The sequence below is a fragment of the Pseudomonas sp. BS3782 TE3695 genome, assembly GCF_050435305.1.
Classification (GTDB): Bacteria; Pseudomonadota; Gammaproteobacteria; order Pseudomonadales; family Pseudomonadaceae; genus Aquipseudomonas.
Window position 1 is genome coordinate 364,327 of record NZ_JBNDKB010000001.1, and the last position, 18,411, is coordinate 382,737.

Below are 18,411 nucleotides of genomic sequence, written 5' to 3' on the forward strand. Positions count from 1 at the left end.
CTAATTCCATCTGTTTGAATGCTCCGCTGCGGTGTCAACGATTGGCCCGCTTGCGAAAAAAATTAAACTCGGGTAACCAATGGAGCTGGCAAGTTCCGTGCATTTGTAGCTATTCGCAATTAACGGTCACCCGAGCAGTAGTACCTGGCGTTTGCTGTGTGACTACACAGCTGAGCTCAGGTACTCGTCTCAGGACAATGGAGCGTCGTAGATGAGTAACAAGCTTAACGATGACTTGAAATTTCAGGCTTCGGAAAATACCTTGGGGCTGAATCCTGTTGTTGGACTACGTAGAAAGGATCTCTTGGGCTCTGCCCGAATGGTGCTGACCCAGGCCATCAGACAACCCATTCACAGTGCCAGGCATGTCGCTCATTTCGGCATCGAACTGAAGAACGTACTGTTTGGAAAATCCGAGCTTCAACCGCAAAGTGATGACCGTCGCTTCCTTGATCCGGCCTGGAGTCAGAACCCGCTCTACAAACGTTATTTGCAAACTTACCTGGCGTGGCGCAAGGAGCTTCACGCGTGGATCGATGACAGCAATCTTTCCCCCAAGGACGTCGCTCGCGGGCATTTCGTAATCAACCTGATGACCGAGGCCATGGCCCCGACCAACACGGCGGCCAACCCGGCGGCGGTCAAACGCTTTTTCGAAACCGGCGGCAAAAGCCTGCTCGACGGCCTCTCCCATCTGGCCAAGGACCTGATACACAACGGCGGCATGCCGAGCCAGGTCAACATGGGCGCGTTCGAAGTCGGCAAGAGTCTGGGCGTGACCGAAGGCGCAGTGGTGTTTCGCAACGACGTGCTGGAGCTGATCCAGTACAAGCCAATCACCGAGCAGGTGCACGAACGCCCGCTGCTGGTGGTGCCGCCACAGATCAACAAGTTTTATGTTTTCGACCTGAGCCCGGACAAGAGTCTGGCGCGCTTCTGCCTGCGCAACAATGTGCAGACGTTCATCGTCAGCTGGCGTAATCCGACCAAGGAGCAGCGCGAGTGGGGTCTGTCGACCTACATCGAAGCGCTCAAGGAAGCGGTCGACGTGGTCACCGCAATCACCGGCAGCAAAGACGTGAACATGCTGGGCGCCTGCTCTGGCGGCATCACCTGCACCGCCCTGCTGGGCCACTACGCGGCGATCGGCGAGAAGAAGGTCAACGCCCTGACGCTGATGGTCAGCGTGCTGGACACCACCCTCGATAGCGATGTCGCGCTGTTCGTCGATGAGCAGACCCTTGAAGCCGCCAAGCGCCATTCTTACCAGGCCGGCGTGCTGGAAGGCCGTGACATGGCGAAAGTCTTCGCCTGGATGCGCCCCAACGATCTGATCTGGAATTACTGGGTCAACAACTACCTGCTGGGCAACGAGCCACCTGTTTTCGATATTCTGTTCTGGAACAACGACACCACTCGCTTGCCGGCCGCGTTCCACGGCGACCTGATCGAGATGTTCAAAAACAACCCATTGATCCGCTCCAACGCACTGGAAGTGTGCGGCACACCGATCGACCTGAAGCAGGTCACTGCCGACATCTTTTCCCTGGCCGGCACCAACGACCACATCACCCCGTGGAAGTCCTGCTACAAGTCGGCCCAGCTGTTCGGTGGCAAGGTCGAGTTCGTGCTGTCCAGCAGCGGGCATATCCAGAGCATTCTGAACCCGCCGGGCAATCCGAAAGCGCGCTATATGACCAGCACCGACATGCCGGTCAAAGCCGAGGAGTGGCTGGAAAACTCCACCAAGCACACCGACTCTTGGTGGTTGCATTGGCAGGCATGGCAGGCCGAGCGTTCGGGCAAGCTGAAAAAATCCCCCGCCAACCTTGGCAACAAGGCCTATCCAGCGGGTGAAGCGGCGCCAGGCACTTATGTACACGAGCGTTGAGTTTCAGGTAGCACGCAGTCCGCGGCACTGGGAGGTGCCGCGATCTCTATCAATCACTCTCGAGGCCAGCCTCGAACATTCTGCGACGGCCCGGGACGGCCCGATCAGCGTTTAGAACCTACAGGGCTTCGTGCATGCCGCAACCGTTCGTATTCCGTACCGTCAACCTGGATGGCCAGACCCTCCGCACAGCGGTACGCCCCGGCAAGCCTCACTTGACGCCCTTGCTGATTTTCAACGGCATCGGCGCCAACCTGGAGCTGATATTCCCGTTCGTCCAGGCTCTGGATCCGGACCTGGAAGTCATTGCCTTCGACGTGCCCGGTGTCGGCGGCTCATCGACTCCCAATGTACCCTATCGCTTCTCGGGCCTGGCAAAACTCACGGCGCGGATGCTCGACTATCTCGATTACGGGCAAGTCAACGTGATCGGCGTGTCGTGGGGGGGTGCGCTGGCACAGCAATTCGCCCATGACTATCCCGAGCGCTGCAAGAAATTGGTGCTGGCGGCCACGGCGGCTGGCACCGTGATGGTTCCGGGCAAGCCTAAAGTGCTGATGATGATGGCCAGCCCGCGACGCTACATTCAGCCTTCCCATGTGATCCGCATTGCACCGATGATCTACGGCGGCTCGTTCCGTCGCGATCCGACCCTGGCAGCCAGTCATGCCTCCAGGGTTCGCTCGGCAGGCAAGCTCGGTTACTACTGGCAGCTGTTCGCCGGTCTCGGCTGGACCAGCATTCACTGGCTGCACAAAATCCATCAACCGACACTGGTGCTGGCTGGCGACGACGACCCACTGATCCCGCTGATCAACATGCGCATGCTGGCTTGGCGAATTCCCAATGCCCAATTGCACATCATCGACGACGGCCATCTGTTCTTGATTACCCGGGCCGAAGCGGTGGCACCGATCATCATGAAGTTCCTTGAGGAGGAACGTCAGCGCGCAGTAATGCATCCGCACCCGGCGCCATCGGGCGGTTGACCGACTCCGGCTTTCATTCATGAAAAGGAGTCGGCAGGACGCCGTGCCGCGCAACAACCCGTAACAACGACTATGGTGTTTTGTTCGGGTGTGTTTGTTTTTGGCCTGATGACGAAGGAGTGTTAACTCATGCGCGACAAACCAGCGAAGGGCTCTTTGCCCACTCCCGCTGCATTCATCAATGCTCAGAGTGCGGTTACCGGTCTGCGCGGCCGGGACCTGCTTTCGACCTTGCGCAGCCTGGCCACCCACGGCCTGCGCAACCCGGTGTATACGGCCCGGCACGCGTTGAAGCTGGGCGGCCAGTTGGGCCGCGTATTATTGGGTGAAACCCTGCACCCGACCAACCCGCAGGACAGTCGCTTTGCCGACCCGACGTGGAGCCTCAATCCTTTTTATCGCCGCAGCTTGCAGGCCTATCTGAGCTGGCAGAAAGAAGTCAAAAGCTGGATTGACGAAAGCAACATGAGCCCGGACGATCGTGCCCGCGCCCATTTCGCCTTTGCCTTGATCAATGACGCCGTGGCGCCGTCCAACACCCTGCTCAATCCGCTGGCGATCAAAGAGTTTTTCAACTCCGGTGGCAGCAGTCTGGTGCGGGGTATCGGCCATCTGGTCGACGACGTCCTGCACAACAATGGCCTGCCAAGACAAGTCACCAAACAGGCATTCGAGGTGGGCAAAACGGTCGCCACCACTATCGGCTCGGTGGTGTTTCGCAATGAGCTGCTGGAGCTGATCCAGTACAAGCCGATGAGCGAAAAGCAATACTCCAAGCCATTGCTGATCGTGCCGCCGCAGATCAACAAGTATTACATTTTCGATTTGAGCCCCAACAACAGCTTCGTTCAGTTCGCCCTTAAAAACGGTTTGCAGACCTTCGTTATCAGCTGGGGCAATCCCGATGTGCGTCATCGCGAATGGGGGTTGTCGTCTTACGTCGAAGCCACTGAAGAAGCGATGAATGTGTGCCGGGCAATCACCGGCGCGCGCGAGGTCAACCTGATGGGGGCCTGTGCCGGAGGGCTGACCATTGCCGCATTGCAAGGGCATTTGCAGGCCAAGCGACAGCTACGACGGGTGTCCAGCGCGACCTATCTGGTCAGCATGCTCGATAGCCAGATAGACAGCCCCGCTACCCTCTTCGCCGATGAACAGACGCTGGAAGCGGCCAAGCGCCGCTCGTATCAGAAGGGCGTTCTGGAAGGCAGTGACATGGCCAGGGTGTTTGCCTGGATGCGTCCCAACGACCTGATCTGGAATTACTTCGTCAATAACTACCTGATGGGCAAGGAGCCGCCGGCGTTCGACATCCTCTATTGGAATAATGACAACACGCGTCTGCCCGCAGCGTTTCATGGCGACCTGCTGGATTTTTTCAAGCACAACCCGCTGAGCCATCCGGGCGGGCTCGAAGTATGCGGCACGCCGATCGATCTGCAGAAAGTGACCGTCGACAGCTTCAGCGTGGCAGGCATGAATGATCACATCACACCGTGGGATGCGGTGTATCGCTCGACATTGCTGCTAGGGGGTGAGCGGCGCTTCGTGCTGTCCAACAGCGGTCATGTACAGAGCATTCTCAACCCGCCGAACAATCCGAAAGCCAACTACATCGAAAATCCGAAACTGAGCAGCGACCCGCGGGCCTGGTATTACGACGCCAAGCGCGTCGACGGTAGTTGGTGGACGCCATGGCTGGACTGGATTCAGGAACGCTCCGGCGCACAGCATGAAACCCAAATGGCCCTCGGCAACCAGAACTATCCACCGATGGAAGCGGCACCCGGTACTTATGTGCGCGTGCGCTGACGTTTAACGAACCACGGCCGCCAATGGCCGTGGCATGACTCGACCATTAAGAAGACTGGATGAAAACCCGCGACCGGATTCTCGAATGTGCCCTGCAGTTGTTCAATCAGAAGGGCGAACCGAATGTGTCCACCATGGAAGTGGCCAACGAAATGGGCATCAGCCCGGGTAACCTCTACTACCATTTTCACGGCAAGGAACCGCTGATCCTCGGTCTGTTCGAGCGCTTCCAGGCCGAGCTGATGCCCTTGCTCGACCCACCGTCCGATGTGGAATTGGAGCCCGAGGATTACTGGCTGTTCCTGCACCTGATCATCGAACGCCTGGCCCATTACCGGTTTCTGTTCCAGGACCTGTCCAACCTTGCCGGCCGCCTGCCGAAACTGGCCAAGGGGATACGCAACCTGCTCAATGCGCTGAAGCGCACACTGGCTTCATTGCTCGCGCAATTGAAAGCTCAAGGTCGGTTGGTCAGTGATACCCAGGCGTTGGGGCAACTGGTGGAGCAAATCACCATGACGTTGCTGTTCTCGCTGGACTATCAGCGAATTCTCGACCGTGAAGGTGAAGTGCGACTGGTGGTGTATCAGATCATGATGCTGGTGGCGCCGCACTTGCTGCCGCCGATCAAGGTTGCGACCGAGCGATTGGCGTTGCAGTACCTCGAAGAGCATTAAGATCAAAAGATCGCAGCCTTCGGCAGCTCCTACAGGGAATTGCATACACCGGTAGGAGCTGCCGAAGGCTGCGATCTTTTTTCGACAGACGAGCCAAATCCTGAATCTTCAAAACAAAAACGCCCGACCTTCGCAGGCCGGGCGTTTTTTAGTCCTGAAATCAGGACTGACTGGTTGGCGTCGATGGAGCCGGCGCGGCAGTCTGGGTTACAGCAGGGGTCGGCGCAGCGGCGGAGTTCGCCGTGCTCACCGGAGTCGCCGGTTTGGCGACAGCAGCTGCTGGTTTCGGTGCAGCCGCTTTCGGGGCTGCCGGTTTTTTCACTGCGGGTTTCCTGACTGCTGGCTTCTTCGCTGCGGCGGGTTTGGCCGCTGCGGTTTTAGCTGCAGGTTTTGCGGCCGCTTTGACCGCAGGTTTCGCCGCGGCAGTTTTGGTTGCCGGTTTAGCGGTAGCCTTGGCCAATGGTTTGGCTACGCTTTTGGCTGCCGGTTTGGCCGCCGCGGTTTTCGCCGCAACAGGCGCAACCTTGGCACCGGTGAGTTTTTCGATTTGCTTGGTCAGGGTATCGACCTTGCTATGCAGTGCCTTGACCTCATTGCGGCTCGGGACACCCAGGCGCGAAATGGCGCTGTTCAGACGCTTGTCGAAAGCCCCTTCCAGCTCATCCCATTTGCCCAATGCGCGATCCTTCACACCGCTGATGCGCGATTTGGCCGACGAAGCAGAGTCCTTGGCGGCATCGACTTTCTTGCCGACAGCACTCTTGGTCAGCTTCTCGGCTTTCTCGCCGTCCTTAACCAGTGCATCGAAGAGCTTGCTGCCGTCAGTGTCGATCTTCGAGTACACGCCTAAACCAGCCAGCCAGATCTTGCGGGAGTAGTCTTCGACCTTCCCGATCCACGAGCTGCCTTCTTTTTCAGTATTCTTTTTACCAGCCATCCCGTTCTCCTTAAGATTTACGCGCGACACGTTCGAGCAATGCCGTCAGCTCATCGAGCTTAGCAGAGAGTGTCTCAACGTCATGTTTAGACGGAATGCCGATACGATTCAAGGCACTTGCGATACGCGTATCGAAAGCCCTTTCGACTTTGTCGAGTTGAAGTTCGACTTTGCCTTTGAAAGTGCTCACTTCACTCTTGGCTTCGTCGATCTCGGCATTGGCCGCTTCAAGCTTTTCAGTGACTACTTTTTTGCCTTTCTTTTCAACAGCTTGACCAGCCTTGATCAGCTCCTGAACGTACTCGCTGCCCTCTTGGCCGACCTTGGTGTAAGCCCCAAGACCGGCGAGCCAGATCTTGCGGGCATACGATTTGACGTCGCCCAGGGCGTTTGTCTCAACGTCGACTTTTTTCTTCGAAATAACTTTGGCCATGGTGCACCTCACGCGCAGAAGGGTCGAGGAACTGCCCGCAGAGAGTCGGGCTCAGGCACAAAGTAGTGAGAATAATTAGAAACGGCACCCTAACAACTGACATGAATCGGTGGTGTCTTTTGGAAAGGGTCGCAGCCTCGTTTCACTCGACAGCTCCCACGGAGGATGGCGGTGCTCACCTGTAGGAGCTGTCGAGTGAAACGAGGCTGCGATCTTTTGGGCATCACACCAAGGCTTTATCGAGGGCCCTTTCGATTTCCGATTTGATCGTGCCACTCATGGCGGACATCAACAGACCCAGTTCGACATCGACCTTGATCGAGTCCTCGCCCACATACACCGCCCCTTTGACACCCGTGCGCCTGAGATTCAGGGTGTCGCCGGACCACTGCGGCTCCAGGCCATATTGTTCGGACAGTTTCTGCGCCAACTTGTCGGCCTTCTCGCGGGCCGCTTCCTTACCCAGGCCGTGGGCACGTTCAACACTAATTCGGGCCATCGCATGACTCCTGCTTTATCGTGACTTGCTTAAGACATCTTGACCCTGCATGCGTCAAAACGTCCCGGTAGTTGCCTATCTTACCTTCAGCCTTGCCAAGACAAAGCAGGCCACCAGGATTAGAATGTCCCGCATTCTCTTTTGGTGACAGCGATATGACTGATCAGCGCAAAGGCAGCGATGCCGAACCCACCACTCACTTCGGCTTCAAAAACGTTCCGGAAAGCCAGAAAGCGGAAAAAGTCGCTGAGGTTTTCCACTCGGTAGCCGCCAAGTATGACCTGATGAACGACCTCCTGTCGGGCGGCATGCACCGCCTGTGGAAGCGCTTCGCGATCGAGCTGTCGGGCGTGCGCACCGGTAACCGCGTGCTGGACATCGCCGGTGGCACGGGCGACCTGACCCGCAAGTTCTCGCATCTTGTGGGACCGACCGGGCAAGTAGTGCTGGCCGACATCAACGAATCCATGCTCAAGGTCGGCCGTGATCGCCTGCTGGACCTGGGTGTATCGGGCAATGTCGAATTCGTCCAGGCCGACGCTGAAAAGCTGCCGTTCCCGGACAACCATTTCGATTGCGTGACCATCGCCTTCGGCCTGCGCAACGTGACGCATAAAGAAGACGCCCTGCGCTCGATGCTGCGCGTGCTGAAACCGGGTGGCCGTCTGTTGGTGCTGGAGTTCTCCAAACCGACCAACGCGCTGATGTCCAAAGCCTACGACGCCTATTCGTTCGCCTTCATGCCGTTGATGGGCAAGCTGATCACCAATGATTCGGAAAGCTATCGCTACCTGGCCGAATCGATCCGCATGCACCCCAATCAGGAAACCCTGAAGTCGATGATGGTCGAGGCCGGTTTCGACCGCGTGACCTATCACAACATGACCGCAGGCATCGTCGCCCTGCACCGCGGCATCAAGCCCTGATGCTGCTGGCCGGCCTGCTTGCCAGCGTTGAGCTCGGCCTGAACCGGGTGCTGCGTCTCGACAGCACGGCGCTGCCGCGGCTGGCGCATTTGAGTGGCAAGGTGATTGCCGTCGACTGCCGCAGCCCGGCGCTGCAACTGTTCATCCTGCCCAGCGATGAAGGCCTGATGCTCGCCTCCCAGTGGGAAACCGGTGCCGACTGCACCTTGCGCGCACCGGCCTCAAGCCTGCTGAAACTGGCGACGAGCAAGGACAAGACTTCGGTTCTCCATGCCCCTGAAGTCGAACTCGACGGCGACAGCGGCGTGCTGCTGGAACTGGCGGCGATCCTTCAGGACCTCGAGCTGGACTGGGAGTACGAGCTCTCGCGCTGGCTGGGACCTGTGGCCACGCAATTGGTCGGCGGTCATCTGCGCAGTCGCGCACGCTGGTATCAGCAAGGCTTCGCCAGCCTGAACCAGAACCTGGGCGAATACCTGGCCGAAGAATCGCGCGCCCTCGTCGGTCAGCGCGAAGCTGACGCCCGTTTTAATGAACTGGACCAGATCAAGCTCGATCTGGAACGTCTCGAGGCGCGTTTCCAGCGCCTTTCCCGATCCCTCGACCCAAGCGATAACGCATGAAGCTGCTTGCCGTCCGCCGTTTGTTGCGCATCCAGCGCGTTGTGATTCGCTACCGCCTCGATGACCTGCTGTTCGCCCTGCCACTGCCCTGGTTTTTGCTGGCGCTGCGTTATGCCTTGCCGTGGCGCTGGTTTCCGCGCAAGACCCTGGACCTGAGCCGTGGCGCGCGACTGCGTCTGGCGTTGCAGGACCTGGGGCCGATTTTCATCAAGTTCGGCCAGATTCTTTCGACGCGCCGTGACCTGCTGCCCGAAGACATCGCCGATGAACTGATGAAGCTGCAGGACCGTGTGCCACCGTTCGACTCGCAAGTGTCGATCCGGCTGATCGAAGAGCAGCTCGGCAAAAAAATCAGTGAAGTCTTCAGCCGTTTCGACGTTGAACCGCTGGCCTCGGCCTCGGTGGCGCAAGTGCACGCCGCGCAGCTGAAAACCGGTGAAGAAGTCGTCGTCAAAGTGATCCGCCCGGGGCTGAAACCGATCATTGCCCAAGACCTGGCATGGCTGTTCATCCTCGCCCGCGCCGCAGAAAAACTCTCCGCCGACGCTCGCCTGCTGCACCCGGTGGACGTGGTCAGCGACTACGAAAAAACCATCTACGACGAACTCGACCTGCTGCGCGAGGCGGCTAACGCCAGCCAGCTGAAGCGCAATTTCGAAGGCTCGCCACTGCTCTATGTGCCGCAAGTCTATTGGGACTGGTGCCGGCCGAAAGTGCTGGTGATGGAGCGCATCTACGGGATTCAGGTTACCGACCTCGCGACCCTGGCCGACCAGCGCACCGACATGAAAATGCTCGCCGAGCGTGGCGTGGAGATCTTCTTCACCCAAGTGTTCCGCGACAGCTTCTTTCACGCCGACATGCACCCCGGCAACATCTTCGTCAGCACCGTGCAACCGTGGAGCCCGCAGTACATTGCGATCGACTGCGGCATCGTCGGCAGCCTGACCCCGGAAGACCAGGACTATCTGGCGCGCAACCTGTTCGCGTTCTTCAAGCGTGATTACCGGCGTGTCGCGCAGTTGCACATCGATTCGGGCTGGGTGCCGGCGGAAACCAAGCTCAATGAGTTCGAAGCAGCGATCCGTACCGTGTGCGAGCCGATCTTCGAAAAACCGTTAAAAGATATTTCCTTCGGCCAGGTGCTGATGCGCCTGTTCCAGACCGCTCGACGTTTCAACATGGAAGTGCAGCCGCAGTTGGTCTTGCTGCAAAAAACCCTGTTGAACATCGAAGGCCTGGGCCGTCAGCTGTACCCGGACCTCGATCTGTGGAATACCGCCCAGCCGTTCCTCGAACGCTGGATGCGCGAGCGCGTCAGCCCCAAAGCCTTGTTAGGCAACGTGCAGAGCCAGTTCGAGCAGATCCCGCACCTGGCCAACATGGCCCGCGACCTGCTCGAGCGCATGTCCCAGCCCCATGCCAGCGACCCGCCGCCCCCTTGGCACAAGCGCAAGGACGACTGGTTCCTGCGGTTGCTCGGCACCGCTCATCTGGCGGGTGGCACGATACTCGCCGCCGGTGGCCCGTTGAACGAACTGGGGCACTGGCCCGCCGGAATCATGGTGGCGGTCGGCTTGTATCTGGTCGTTCGCCGATAGCCAGTTGGATGATCGGCTGGCACACTGTTTGAACGCTGAATTTGAACATTGGCCTCAACTATTGAAGTAGAGCCCGCGTCGGAGTCGAAGATGAAAAACTGGCTGGACGAGATCAAGTGGGACGCCGATGGCCTGGTGCCGGCGATTGCCCAGGATCACAAGACCGGACGCGTCCTGATGATGGCCTGGATGAACCGCGAAGCACTGGAATTGACCGCTGCCGAGAACCGTGCCATTTACTGGTCACGTTCCCGTGGCAAGCTGTGGCGCAAGGGCGAAGAGTCCGGCCACGTGCAAACCCTGCATGAGATGCGCCTGGACTGCGACGCTGACGTGATCATCCTGATGGTCGAGCAGATCGGCGACATCGCCTGCCACACAGGCCGTCAGAGCTGCTTCTATCGCGTCTTCGAAAACGGCGACTGGAAAACCGTCGATCCGGTGCTGAAAGACCCACACGCTATCTACTGCGCAGGACACAAACATGAGTGACACGTTGACCCGTCTGGCTCAAGTACTGGAAGAGCGCAAAGGCGCCGCCGCCGACAGCTCGTATGTTGCCAGCCTGTACCACAAGGGCTTGAACAAGATTCTGGAAAAAGTCGGCGAAGAATCGGTCGAAACCATCATTGCCGCCAAGGATGCCGCCATCAGCGGTGACTGCAGCGATGTGATCTACGAAACCGCCGATCTGTGGTTCCACAGCATGGTCATGCTCGCCCAGCTGGGGCAGCATCCACAGGCTGTGCTCGATGAACTGGACCGTCGCTTCGGTCTGTCCGGACACGCCGAGAAAGCCTCTCGCCCGTCCGCCTGAACAACTATTAGAGAGGAACGCAGCATGGGCATTTTTGACTGGAAACACTGGGTCGTCATCCTGGTTGTCGTGGTGCTGGTATTCGGCACCAAGAAGCTGAAAAACCTCGGCACTGACGTGGGCGAGTCGATCAAGGGCTTTCGTAAAGCCATGAACGACGACGAGAAACCGGCCGACCCGACAGCGACCCCGCAACAACCGGTTCCGCCTGTCCAGCCACAGACCACACAGTCCGTGAACCCGCCGCACACCATCGACGTGCAGGCGCAAAAAGTTGAAGAGCCGATCCGCAAAGACGTGTGAGCACTGACTAATGTTTGGTATCAGCTTCTCTGAACTGCTGCTCGTCGGCCTCGTCGCCCTGCTGGTGCTGGGTCCCGAGCGCCTGCCGGGCGCTGCGCGTACCGCCGGCCTGTGGGTCGGGCGGCTAAAGCGCAGCTTCAACGCGATCAAACAGGAAGTTGAACGTGAAATCGGTGCCGACGAGATTCGTCGGCAACTGCACAACGAGCACATTCTGTCGCTGGAGCAGGAGGCGCGGAAGATTTTCACGCCGACTCAACAAGAGCCGACGCCGGCGGAACCTGTAGCGACGCAGACGATTCATGCACCTGCGCCTGAGGCTACGCCGGTAGTTGCAGCCGCTGCACCTTCAGTAGAACCTGTTGCTCCTGCCCCCGCGCCGACAACACCGGCGCCTCACGACACCACTTTGCCGCCGCGAGCCCCATGAGCGATCTCCCCGAAAACGACCAGCATATGCCTCTGGTTTCGCACCTCACCGAGTTGCGCACTCGCCTGCTGCGTTGTGTCGTGGCGGTGTTCATCATTTTTGCCGGGCTGTTTGCCTTTACCCAGCAGATCTACACCTTCGTCTCCACGCCCTTGCGCCAGTACCTGCCGGCGGGCGCGACGATGATCGCCACTGACGTGTCGTCGCCGTTCCTGACACCGCTGAAACTGACCATGATGGTCTCGCTGTTCCTGGCGATCCCGGTGATCCTGCACCAGATCTGGGGCTTTATCGCGCCGGGCCTGTACAAGCATGAGAAGCGCATCGCGGTGCCGTTGCTGGTGTCCAGCATTCTGCTGTTCTACACCGGCATGGCCTTCGCCTATTTCCTGGTGTTCCCGTTGATCTTCAAGTTCTTCGCCGCCGCCACCCCGGCCGGCGTGGAAATGATGACCGACATTACCAGCTACCTCGATTTCGTCATGACGCTGTTCTTCGCCTTCGGCGTGGCGTTCGAGATTCCGGTGGCTGTGGTGCTGCTGGTGTGGATCGGCGTGGTCAACGTCGCCTACCTGAAGAAAATCCGCCCGTACGTGATCATCGGCTGCTTCGTGGTCGGCATGATTCTGACGCCACCGGACATCTTCTCGCAGACGCTGCTGGCTGTACCGATGTGGTTGCTGTTCGAGATCGGCATCCTGTTCGGCAGCTTGATCAGCAAGCGTGGCGATCATCCGGACGATCAACCGGCTGACGATCACAACGACCAGCCGCCAGCGACTCAAGCGTGAACCTGCTGCTCCTCGAAGAGGCCGATTTCATTGCGGCCGACCGGGTGATCCTGCGTGATCGCCGGCTGACGCACATGCAGGAAGTCCACCGCTGCGAAGCCGGTGACAGCATGCGCGTCGGGCGGATCGGCGGGCTGATGGGTTCGGCCGAAGTGCTGCGCCTGGACGCCGACGAAGCAGAATTGCGCGTCACCCTCGACCAGCCGCCACCGGCCAAGCTGCCGCTGACCCTGGTACTGGCCCTGCCGCGGCCCAAAATGCTGCGCAGGGTGTTTCAGACTGTGGCGGCCATGGGTGTGCCGCGCATCGTGCTGGTCAACAGCTATCGCGTCGAGAAGAGCTTCTGGCAAACCCCGTTCCTGGAACCCGAGGCGATTCGCGAGCAATTGATCCTGGGTCTTGAACAGGCCCGGGATAGCGTGCTGCCGGAAATCGTCATCGAGAAACGCTTCAAGCCCTTTGTCGAAGACCGTCTGCCGGCCATTACCGAAGGTACCCTCGGCTTGGTCGGTCATCCCGGTAACTACCCACCCTGCCCTCGCGGCCTGGACGAGCCGGTGACTTTGGCCATCGGCCCCGAAGGCGGCTGGATTCCTTACGAAATCGATTTGCTGGGCAAGGCCGGCCTGCAACCGGTGCAACTGGGCGACCGCATACTGCGGGTCGAAACTGCCGTCACCGCGCTGCTTTCGCGCCTGTTCTAACGTCAAACACCCTACTTGTGGCGAGGGAGCTTGCTCCCGCTCGGCTGCGAAGCAGTCGTAAAACCGGTGAATGCGGTCTTGCTGGTAAAAAGCGCTGGCCGCTTCGCGCCCAAGCGGGAGCAAGCTCCCTCGCCACAGGTGTTTACTCTCCTACAGATCCCTGCCAGCCGGCCGATACAGTCCCCATAAAACCAATTAATGGTCCGAGGGAGTAGCAGCATGTACCGATGGCTAGCCGAGCAACTGGGAAACGTAAGCGTCAATCGCAAACTGGGTGTCGGCTTCGGTCTGGTGCTGCTTCTGACCTGGTTGATCACCTTTACCGGCTGGACCGGTCTGAGCGGTGTGATCAGCCGTGGCGATACGCTTGGGTTTATTTCCAGCCTCAATGAGCTGACCAAAGACTTGCGCCTGGCCCGTCTGGATTACGACATGCGCCGTGGCGAACAAGGCCCGGGCGCCGTCAACGAGCTGATTGGTCAACTCGACACCGGCCTGAAAGCCGCCCGCACGCTGATCGAACAGCCTGCCGACGTGGCCATGATCGACCAGCAATTGGCCGCCATCAGCGAGTACAAACGCGCCTTCGCTGATATGACTCAGGCCACCGCCGCCCGCGAAGATGCTCGCAGCAAATTGGGCGCCACCGCCGACAACGCTGTCGCCCGGGTCGCTGAAGTCGAAAAATCCATGCTGCAAGGGGACAGTGTCGCCCAGTTCAACAGCGTGATCGACCTGAGCAAGCTGATCCAGCAAGCGCGTTTCCAGGTACGCGGCTACACCTACAGCGGCAAGCCCGAAGCCGAGCAGCCGGCGCTGGACGCCATCGGCAATGCTCTGAAAAACCTCGAAAGCCTGCCCTCTCAACTGCCAGAACAACACATCGCCAACCTGCAACAGGCGACCGACTCGCTCAAAGCCTATCGCGCGGCCGTCAGCCAATTCCGCGACTCCCAAGTCGCCAGCGCTGCCGCCCTCAAACGCATGAACGCGCAAGGCGACATTTTGTTCGACGTCAGCAAAAAGCTCACTGTCTCGCAAACCCTCGTGCGTGACACCGATGCGGCACATGCCAAAAACCTGCTGCTGTTGGCCACTGTCCTGGCGTCAGCCTTTGGTTTGTTCGCGGCCTGGGCCATCACTCGCCAGATCGTCATCCCCCTGAGCCAGACCCTCAAAGTGGCCGAGCGTGTCGCCGCCGGCGACCTGACTCACAACCTGACCTCCGAACGTCAGGACGAATTGGGTCAGCTGCAGCGCACCATGCAGAGCATGACCCTGGGCCTGCGGGAACTGATCGGTGGCATCAGCGACGGCGTGACCCAGATCGCCAGCGCCGCTGAAGAGCTGTCCGCCGTTACCGAACAAACCAGCGCCGGGGTCAACAGCCAGAAAGTCGAGACCGATCAAGTGGCCACCGCCATGCACGAAATGACCGCCACTGTGCAGGAAGTCGCGCGCAACGCCGAGGAAGCGTCCGAAGCTGCCGTCGCCGCCGACCAGCAGGCCCGCGAGGGTGACAAGGTGGTGGGCGAAGCCATCGCCCAGATCGAGCGCCTGGCCGTCGAAGTCGGCAACTCCACCGCCGCCATGGGCGATCTGAAACGCGAAAGCGACAAGATCGGCAGCGTGCTCGATGTGATCAAGTCCGTGGCCCAGCAAACCAACCTGCTGGCGCTCAATGCCGCCATCGAAGCCGCCCGCGCCGGTGAAGCGGGACGCGGTTTTGCGGTGGTCGCCGACGAGGTCCGTAGCCTGGCCCAGCGCACGCAGAAGTCCACCGAAGAGATCGAAGAACTGATCGTCGGTCTGCAAAACGGCACCCAGCAAGTGGCGACCATCATGGACAACAGCCGCAGCCTGACCGACAGCAGCGTCGAACTGACCCGCCGCGCCGGTGGTTCACTGGAAAGCATCACTCGCACCGTCTCGGCGATTCAAGCGATGAACCAGCAGATCGCCGCTGCCGCCGAGCAACAAAGCGCCGTGGCCGAAGAGATCAACCGCAGCGTGCTGAACGTGCGTGATGTGTCCGAGCAGACCTCGGCCGCCAGCGAAGAGACCGCGGCCTCCAGCGTTGAGTTGGCGCGGTTGGGGACGCATCTGCAGATGTTGGTGGGGCGGTTCAAGGTTTGAGATGTGGTGCGACCCCCTTGCAGATGGAACGAAATGGCCGGCGAGCCACGCGCCGGCAGCCTCCAGAGGTGTCTGGAACTGAACCCTTCAGCTCACCCAATTTAATGACCTAACCTTAAACAATTAGCAGAACAATCGGCCCGTTCAACTAACAGTTATGCTAGTTATGCCGTTTTCGAAAGCAGCGCATGCTGTAGCTCCTTATTTTTTCAGGAGCACAATCATGAATAACGATTCAGTAGACACTACTGACAACTTAGAGGGTGTTTCGGACGATACTGCATCCGACACCAATTACAGTCGCTGGATGACCGACATGGTCGGCATCGAGGAAATGAAGCTCTATCAACTGGCAATTCCTGGCGCACATAATTCCGGCGTTGACCAGCAAGGAACATGGGGACTTGAAGAGCGAATGGCAGCATGCCAACTCAATTCATTTATAGGCCAATTGATGGCCGGAACGCGATACCTTGACTTGCGCCTTGAAGATAAAAGCTATTGGAAGATGGTTGGAAATTTCGCCCCACAACGCGTACTTGTAGAGTCATTCGAGTTTACGCACGGAAACGATAGCTTCTGGTATTCAAATGTAAGCGCCGGGCGAACATTAGAAGATTTAATTTTTAGGACTCTAGCATTTTCAAGCATGAATCCGGGCGAAATCATTATTCTTAATATAAGAAAATTCAAGAAACCGATGATAGACAGTCTCGAGCGCGTCTTTCCATATCTAACACCCATAAAAAATCTGTTAATACCAAAGTCAGCTAGAAATTTGACAATTGGCGAAATTCGCCTGAATTATCCTGGACGTAACATCATTTTATCTTTTGATCATGGAAGTCCAAAAAACTGGAAATCGGAATGGGTACAAAAAGATGATCTTTGGCCAGCATTCAGTTATCTATGGAGCCCTGATGATAGCGAGAAAAATATCGAGAAACTTGTCATAGAAACGATGCTGTCACCGCCGCGGGACAATTATTGGGTATTGAGCGCAGCCTGCCGTAACACATTGGGTCCATTGCACTTACCGGTGGATCACCCTGTTCGAACAGAGGTATTCAAACCTGGCCACCAAAACGCCTGCATCGTTATGGTCGACTTTATTGAAAAACAAGAAACCATAACCAGTGTCGTAGACCCATGCATCGCACTCAGCAAACAGAGAATTAGCAATCTACCGCCGCCCAGCCCTCCAACAAATTTCACCGCCAAACAACTAAATGGAGAGAATCAGCAAAATACTGTGGAATTCAACTGGGAGCGCGGAACAGATGGTATTGGAGTGAGAACATATGAAATATATGAAGGCGACAACCTCCTGATTACTACCAACGACGTCCCCCACAGAGAAAAAAACCTTCCTCGAAAAAACTACACATTAAAAATCAGAGCAGTGAATGCAACAGGAAAATATTCAGAATTCTCACGGCCCTTTACATTGGTTCAGGATGTAACCCCACCCACTGCCCCTGAAAATTTCCGTTTTACCAAAGCAGGGCTCAGACTCGCAGAACTTGCATGGGACCCATGCTTCGATGAAGCGGGCATTGCACACTACGAAATCAGTGTTGACGGACGGGCACCAACAACTACCATCGAAACAGCCCATAAAGCCAGTGATCTAATAGCGAGTAGAACCCACACGTTTAGAGTTCGAGCCAAGGATATTAATGGATTTTATTCTGAATATACAGATTTGGTGCTTCACCCAAGACCAGAAAAACTCGAAAATCCAAAATTTGAAATAGAAAATATAATACCAGGGCTACCGGCTTACATTATCAGCATTAAATGGGATCTGGTCGAAAACGCTCAAGATCGTATGTCCTACCATACAACCGTCAACAGCATAGACTTTAAAGAGCAAGTACATGAAGACGGAGTTCTACCTAATCGCACTCTGTTGGCCATTCCAGGAATACCCACAAAAGTTGAAAGCAACATCCTGTTCGCTACCGCAGAGCGCACCGATAACAGTACCTTTCAGTTCATTTTTGAACCTGAACCACCCCTGCCAATCAGAAATCTAACTGTGCAATCGCGCACACCAGCGGCGACATTGATTTCTTGGACCTATTCATCCAGTCCCAACATACTAAACTACGCCATTTCTATAAACAAAGAGCCGCCGATACTAGTTTCTAAATCGACGAGCACCTATACATTCGAAGAAATGCCAGTAGACGAACAGTTCCTGATCGAAATATGGGCTATTAAAGATTTCGATATCTGCTCGACTGTTGAATCGCTGACAATTGAGCCTATCGATATAACCCCACCCAGCAAGCCCGGCATACCTGTCATTACAGACATCACAAGTACAACTGCAGCGGCTCAATGGACAACAGCTTCTGACAACATCGCTGTAGCTGGTTACAAAATCACTTTAAACAATAACGCCCCCTTCACCGTAACGGACAATAAACACGTTTTCGCACAATTAACAGAAGCCACCTTATACACGATAGAGATAAGAGCTATTGATACCGCTGGAAACTTGTCCGACCCCGCCACATCAAGTTTCAGAACAAAAGAACCACTCATGGCGAATCAACCTCGCGATTTACGAGTGACTAGCAACGCCAACAAAACTGTTGCGATTGCCTGGGATGCACCCCTTGAAGGCAATGGCCTCATTGGCTATACAGTCGACATCCTTGGAAAGACAACAAATGTCGGTGGCATGACGCACACGATGTTCAACTTACTTCCTTACCTCCCTTTGAGAATTGGTGTCTTGGCCAGATATGAGAACAACGTCAACTCAGATTTGGTTTACATAACAGTGGTACCCAACCCATAAATGCCACCATCGCGAGCCGCGCCCGCGATG

General features: G+C 57.2%; 18 protein-coding genes. 15 read left to right on the forward strand and 3 right to left on the reverse strand.

Translation table 11 applies throughout. From position 1 onward, the window contains the following. The first annotated feature begins 211 nt into the window (after positions 1 to 211). From phaC (ABH909_RS01590) to ABH909_RS01605, 4 genes are all read left to right on the forward strand, one after another. The gene (gene phaC, locus ABH909_RS01590; RefSeq protein ID WP_429429986.1) at positions 212 to 1,891 is read left to right on the forward strand and encodes a class II poly(R)-hydroxyalkanoic acid synthase; all 1,680 of its coding nucleotides are present in this window, start codon (positions 212 to 214) and stop codon (positions 1,889 to 1,891) included. A 134-nt stretch (positions 1,892 to 2,025) separates the two neighbouring features. Continuing rightward, positions 2,026 to 2,880 carry a poly(3-hydroxyalkanoate) depolymerase gene (phaZ, locus tag ABH909_RS01595; protein ID WP_429429988.1) on the forward strand — a complete coding sequence of 285 codons (855 nt, stop codon included), beginning with the start codon at positions 2,026 to 2,028 and terminating at the stop codon, positions 2,878 to 2,880. A gap of 129 nt (positions 2,881 to 3,009) precedes the next feature. Beyond that, entirely contained in the window at positions 3,010 to 4,692 is a 1,683-nt protein-coding gene (gene phaC / locus ABH909_RS01600; protein ID WP_429429990.1) for a class II poly(R)-hydroxyalkanoic acid synthase, read from the forward strand. A gap of 59 nt (positions 4,693 to 4,751) precedes the next feature. Then, a complete protein-coding gene (locus ABH909_RS01605) occupies positions 4,752 to 5,369 on the forward strand; it encodes a TetR/AcrR family transcriptional regulator (RefSeq protein ID WP_429429992.1) in 618 nt (205 codons plus the stop codon). Positions 5,370 to 5,529: 160 nt separating this feature from the next. Here ABH909_RS01605 and ABH909_RS01610 read toward each other — a convergent pair whose 3' ends face one another. From ABH909_RS01610 to ABH909_RS01620, 3 genes are all read right to left on the reverse strand, one after another. Beyond that, positions 5,530 to 6,306 carry a phasin family protein gene (locus tag ABH909_RS01610; protein ID WP_429429994.1) on the reverse strand — a complete coding sequence of 259 codons (777 nt, stop codon included), beginning with the start codon at positions 6,304 to 6,306 and terminating at the stop codon, positions 5,530 to 5,532. Positions 6,307 to 6,316: 10 nt separating this feature from the next. Beyond that, a complete protein-coding gene (locus ABH909_RS01615) occupies positions 6,317 to 6,739 on the reverse strand; it encodes a phasin family protein (RefSeq protein WP_429429996.1) in 423 nt (140 codons plus the stop codon). Between the two features lie 223 nt (positions 6,740 to 6,962). Continuing rightward, complete coding sequence (locus ABH909_RS01620; RefSeq protein ID WP_429429998.1) at positions 6,963 to 7,238, reverse strand: polyhydroxyalkanoic acid system family protein; 276 nt, start codon at positions 7,236 to 7,238, stop codon at positions 6,963 to 6,965. Positions 7,239 to 7,393: 155 nt separating this feature from the next. On the opposite strand from ABH909_RS01620, the gene ubiE reads away from it, so the two are divergent. The 11 genes from ubiE to ABH909_RS01675 all read left to right on the forward strand — a co-directional run bounded on the left by ubiE (position 7,394) and on the right by ABH909_RS01675 (position 18,381). Then, complete coding sequence (ubiE, locus tag ABH909_RS01625) at positions 7,394 to 8,164, forward strand: bifunctional demethylmenaquinone methyltransferase/2-methoxy-6-polyprenyl-1,4-benzoquinol methylase UbiE (RefSeq protein WP_008005057.1); 771 nt, start codon at positions 7,394 to 7,396, stop codon at positions 8,162 to 8,164. Continuing rightward, a complete protein-coding gene (locus ABH909_RS01630) occupies positions 8,164 to 8,787 on the forward strand; it encodes a ubiquinone biosynthesis accessory factor UbiJ (RefSeq protein ID WP_429430000.1) in 624 nt (207 codons plus the stop codon). The genes ubiE and ABH909_RS01630 overlap by 1 nt, the downstream gene beginning before the upstream one ends. Then, the gene (gene ubiB, locus ABH909_RS01635) at positions 8,784 to 10,388 is read left to right on the forward strand and encodes a ubiquinone biosynthesis regulatory protein kinase UbiB (protein WP_429430002.1); all 1,605 of its coding nucleotides are present in this window, start codon (positions 8,784 to 8,786) and stop codon (positions 10,386 to 10,388) included. Before ABH909_RS01630 ends, ubiB begins: the two co-directional genes overlap by 4 nt. A gap of 90 nt (positions 10,389 to 10,478) precedes the next feature. Further along, on the forward strand, positions 10,479 to 10,880 hold the full coding sequence (hisI, locus tag ABH909_RS01640; RefSeq protein ID WP_123470722.1) for a phosphoribosyl-AMP cyclohydrolase: 402 nt from the start codon (positions 10,479 to 10,481) through the stop codon (positions 10,878 to 10,880). After that, positions 10,873 to 11,205 carry a phosphoribosyl-ATP diphosphatase gene (locus tag ABH909_RS01645; protein ID WP_007899279.1) on the forward strand — a complete coding sequence of 111 codons (333 nt, stop codon included), beginning with the start codon at positions 10,873 to 10,875 and terminating at the stop codon, positions 11,203 to 11,205. Before hisI ends, ABH909_RS01645 begins: the two co-directional genes overlap by 8 nt. A gap of 24 nt (positions 11,206 to 11,229) precedes the next feature. After that, a complete protein-coding gene (locus tag ABH909_RS01650) occupies positions 11,230 to 11,508 on the forward strand; it encodes a twin-arginine translocase TatA/TatE family subunit (protein WP_429430005.1) in 279 nt (92 codons plus the stop codon). A gap of 10 nt (positions 11,509 to 11,518) precedes the next feature. Next, positions 11,519 to 11,938, forward strand: coding sequence for a Sec-independent protein translocase protein TatB (tatB, locus tag ABH909_RS01655; protein WP_429430007.1), 420 nt, complete (start codon positions 11,519 to 11,521; stop codon positions 11,936 to 11,938). Beyond that, positions 11,935 to 12,729 (forward strand): twin-arginine translocase subunit TatC, encoded by a 795-nt coding sequence (gene tatC, locus ABH909_RS01660; RefSeq protein ID WP_429430008.1) that lies wholly within the window; start codon positions 11,935 to 11,937, stop codon positions 12,727 to 12,729. The genes tatB and tatC overlap by 4 nt, the downstream gene beginning before the upstream one ends. Continuing rightward, a complete protein-coding gene (locus ABH909_RS01665) occupies positions 12,726 to 13,433 on the forward strand; it encodes a 16S rRNA (uracil(1498)-N(3))-methyltransferase (protein WP_429430010.1) in 708 nt (235 codons plus the stop codon). Before tatC ends, ABH909_RS01665 begins: the two co-directional genes overlap by 4 nt. A gap of 219 nt (positions 13,434 to 13,652) precedes the next feature. Further along, complete coding sequence (locus tag ABH909_RS01670; protein WP_429430012.1) at positions 13,653 to 15,569, forward strand: methyl-accepting chemotaxis protein; 1,917 nt, start codon at positions 13,653 to 13,655, stop codon at positions 15,567 to 15,569. A 223-nt stretch (positions 15,570 to 15,792) separates the two neighbouring features. After that, the gene (locus ABH909_RS01675; RefSeq protein WP_429430013.1) at positions 15,793 to 18,381 is read left to right on the forward strand and encodes a fibronectin type III domain-containing protein; all 2,589 of its coding nucleotides are present in this window, start codon (positions 15,793 to 15,795) and stop codon (positions 18,379 to 18,381) included. Positions 18,382 to 18,411 lie beyond the last annotated feature (30 nt).

What these genes read in the sequence shown, in the direction of transcription:
- phaC (WP_429429986.1), top strand. Translation starts at nt 212, where the DNA reads ATGAGTAACAAGCTTAACGATGACTTGAAATTTCAGGCTTCGGAAAAT.
- phaZ (WP_429429988.1), top strand. Translation starts at nt 2,026, where the DNA reads ATGCCGCAACCGTTCGTATTCCGTACCGTCAACCTGGATGGCCAGACC.
- phaC (WP_429429990.1), top strand. Translation starts at nt 3,010, where the DNA reads ATGCGCGACAAACCAGCGAAGGGCTCTTTGCCCACTCCCGCTGCATTC.
- ABH909_RS01605 (WP_429429992.1), top strand. Translation starts at nt 4,752, where the DNA reads ATGAAAACCCGCGACCGGATTCTCGAATGTGCCCTGCAGTTGTTCAAT.
- ABH909_RS01610 (WP_429429994.1), bottom strand. Translation starts at nt 6,306, where the DNA reads ATGGCTGGTAAAAAGAATACTGAAAAAGAAGGCAGCTCGTGGATCGGG.
- ABH909_RS01615 (WP_429429996.1), bottom strand. Translation starts at nt 6,739, where the DNA reads ATGGCCAAAGTTATTTCGAAGAAAAAAGTCGACGTTGAGACAAACGCC.
- ABH909_RS01620 (WP_429429998.1), bottom strand. Translation starts at nt 7,238, where the DNA reads ATGGCCCGAATTAGTGTTGAACGTGCCCACGGCCTGGGTAAGGAAGCG.
- ubiE (WP_008005057.1), top strand. Translation starts at nt 7,394, where the DNA reads ATGACTGATCAGCGCAAAGGCAGCGATGCCGAACCCACCACTCACTTC.
- ABH909_RS01630 (WP_429430000.1), top strand. Translation starts at nt 8,164, where the DNA reads ATGCTGCTGGCCGGCCTGCTTGCCAGCGTTGAGCTCGGCCTGAACCGG.
- ubiB (WP_429430002.1), top strand. Translation starts at nt 8,784, where the DNA reads ATGAAGCTGCTTGCCGTCCGCCGTTTGTTGCGCATCCAGCGCGTTGTG.
- hisI (WP_123470722.1), top strand. Translation starts at nt 10,479, where the DNA reads ATGAAAAACTGGCTGGACGAGATCAAGTGGGACGCCGATGGCCTGGTG.
- ABH909_RS01645 (WP_007899279.1), top strand. Translation starts at nt 10,873, where the DNA reads ATGAGTGACACGTTGACCCGTCTGGCTCAAGTACTGGAAGAGCGCAAA.
- ABH909_RS01650 (WP_429430005.1), top strand. Translation starts at nt 11,230, where the DNA reads ATGGGCATTTTTGACTGGAAACACTGGGTCGTCATCCTGGTTGTCGTG.
- tatB (WP_429430007.1), top strand. Translation starts at nt 11,519, where the DNA reads ATGTTTGGTATCAGCTTCTCTGAACTGCTGCTCGTCGGCCTCGTCGCC.
- tatC (WP_429430008.1), top strand. Translation starts at nt 11,935, where the DNA reads ATGAGCGATCTCCCCGAAAACGACCAGCATATGCCTCTGGTTTCGCAC.
- ABH909_RS01670 (WP_429430012.1), top strand. Translation starts at nt 13,653, where the DNA reads ATGTACCGATGGCTAGCCGAGCAACTGGGAAACGTAAGCGTCAATCGC.
- ABH909_RS01675 (WP_429430013.1), top strand. Translation starts at nt 15,793, where the DNA reads ATGAATAACGATTCAGTAGACACTACTGACAACTTAGAGGGTGTTTCG.